Raw genomic sequence first — 2,531 nt, 5'->3', positions numbered from 1 at the left:
CCGCGGGGGCCGCCCTGCCGGTCCGGGCCCGCCCCGCCCGGCCCACCGCGGGCATACGCACGCCCGCACCCCCGCCGCACACCGCCGGCCGTCCCCCGTACACCGCACGCCATCAGGGCCGGGCGCCGCCGCCTCCGCCGGGCAGTTGACGTTTCCCGTCGTCCCACCGCCGCGGTCGGCACCCGGCCGCGGCGCCCTGCTGGAGGCATCCCTTGAAACGCGCCACCCTGGTGCGGGCGCTCCTCGCCCTCGCCGTGATCGCCCTGTCCGTCTACGCCGCGGTGACCTCCTCCCCGCGGCTCGGCCTCGACCTGCGCGGCGGCACCCAGATCGTGCTGGAGACCCGCGACTCGCCCACCACCGAGGCCGACCGCGAGGCCACCGACCGCACCCTGGAGGTGCTGCGCCGCCGCGTCGACGCGCTCGGCGTCGCCGAACCGAACATCACCCGGTCCGGCGACAACCGGATCATCGTCGAACTGCCCGGCCTGCAGGACCCGCGCGAGGCCGCCGACGTCCTCGGCCGCACCGCGCAGCTCACCTTCCACCCCGTCCTCGGCGCCGCCGCCGAGGGGGAGGAGGCCGGGGAGGGCGAGCGCGTCCTGCCCGACACCTCCGGCCAGCGGCTGCGCCTGGGGGCCGCCGAGCTGACCGGCGAGGGGGTGGAGGACGCCGAGGCCGCCATCGACCAGCAGACCGGCGGCGGCTGGTACGTCACCGTCGACCTGCGCGGCGGCGGCGAGGCGGCCTGGGCCGAGCTGACCGGCCAGGCCGCCTGCGCACCGCCCGGCGACCCGAGGCGGCGGGTGGCGATCGTCCTGGACGACGAGATCATCTCCGCGCCGCAGGTCGATCCCTCGGTCGCCTGCGAGCGGGGCATCACCGGCGGCTCCACCCAGATCACCGGCAACTTCTCCCAGGAGGAGGCCAAGGAGCTGGCCCTGCTCATCGACGGCGGCGCCCTGCCGGTGCCGGTGGAGATCATCGAGCAGCGCACCGTCGGCCCGACCCTGGGCCAGGAGGCCATCGAGGCCAGCGCCCGGGCCGCGGTCATCGGCACCGCGCTGACCGCGCTGTTCATCATCGCCGTCTACCGCCTGCTGGGCGCCCTCGCCGCCGTGGCCCTGGCCTGCTACGGGCTCATCTCCTACGCCGCGCTGGTCGCGCTCGGCGCCACCCTCACGCTGCCGGGACTGGCCGGCTTCGTGCTGGCGATCGGCATGGCCGTGGACGCCAACGTGCTCGTCTTCGAACGCGCCCGCGAGGAGTACGCGGCCCGCCGCGGCAAGAACCTGCTCAGGGCCCTGACGGAGGGCTTCCGCAACGCCCTCAGCGCCATCGCCGACTCCAACGTCACCACGCTGCTGGCCGCCGGACTGCTGTTCTTCTTCGCCTCCGGACCGGTGCGCGGCTTCGGCGTGACCCTGTCCATCGGTGTGCTCGCCTCCATGGTCAGCGCCCTGCTGATCACCCGGGTGCTCACCGAGTTCGCCGTCTCCCGCGAAGCGCTGCGCAGACGGCCGGGGCTCACCGGCATCGCGGGCGTGGGCCGGGTGCGGGAGTGGATCAACCGCCGCGAGCCGGACCTGATGAGCCGGCGGCGGCGCTGGCTGGCGATCTCGCTGGCCGCCGTCGTCCTGGCGGGCTCGGGCATCGCGGCGCGCGGGCTGGACTTCGGGGTGGAGTTCACCGGCGGGCGGCTGATCGAGTACTCCACCGCCTCCCCCGTCGACCCGGAGCAGGCGCGCTCGGCGCTGGCGGACGCGGGCTTCCCCCGCGCCGTCGTCCAGACCTCGGGGGACGGCGACCTCACGGTGCGCACCGACGAGCTGTCCAACGCCGAGGCGGCCGAGGTGGCCGAGACGATCGAGGAGCTGGGAGGGGAGACGGAGAAGATCCGCGACGAGCTGATCGGCCCCAGCCTCGGGGACGAGCTGCGCAGGGGCGCCCTGATCGCCCTCGGCATCGCGCTGGCCGCCCAGATGCTCTATCTGGCGATCCGCTTCCGCTGGACCTTCTCGGTGGGCGCGGTGCTGGCGATGGTCCACGACGTGCTGATCCTCGTCGGGATCTTCGCCTGGCTGGGCAAGCCGGTCGACGGGGTGTTCCTGGCCGCCCTGCTCACCGTGATCGGCTACTCGGTCAACGACTCGGTGGTGGTCTTCGACCGGGTGCGCGAGCTGTGGACGGCCCGGCGCAAGGAGCCCTTCGCCGAGGTCGCCAACGCCGCGGTCCTGCAGACCGTGCCCCGCACCGTGAACACCGGCATGGGCGCGCTGTTCATCCTGGCCGCGCTCGCCGTGCTCGGCGGCGACACCCTGACCGACTTCGCCGTCGCGCTGCTGATCGGCATCGTCGTGGGCACCTGGTCCTCGGTGTTCACCGCGACGCCCCTGGCCATCGAACTGGAGGCGCGCAGCAGCGCGCCGCCGCCGAGGCCGGCGCGGTCCCGGTCGTCGGCGGCCCCGGGGCGCTTCGGGACGCGGGACGGGCGCGAGCGGGGCGACAGCGGCGCGCAGGTCTGACGGGCC

At 75.1% G+C, this 2,531-nt stretch carries 1 protein-coding gene; it reads left to right on the top strand.

Annotated elements, in window-relative coordinates:
• Positions 1-212 precede the first annotated feature (212 nt).
• Positions 213-2,525, top strand: a complete 2,313-nt coding sequence (gene secD / locus ACLIYP_RS30135) for a protein translocase subunit SecD (protein ID WP_412716250.1) — start codon at positions 213-215, stop codon at positions 2,523-2,525.
• The last annotated feature ends 6 nt before the right edge of the window (positions 2,526-2,531 follow it).

It is taken from the genome of Streptomyces nanhaiensis, from assembly GCF_046614825.1.
GTDB lineage: Bacteria > Actinomycetota > Actinomycetes > Streptomycetales > Streptomycetaceae > Streptomyces > Streptomyces radiopugnans.
This window is presented reverse-complemented; position numbering and strand designations above follow the sequence as displayed.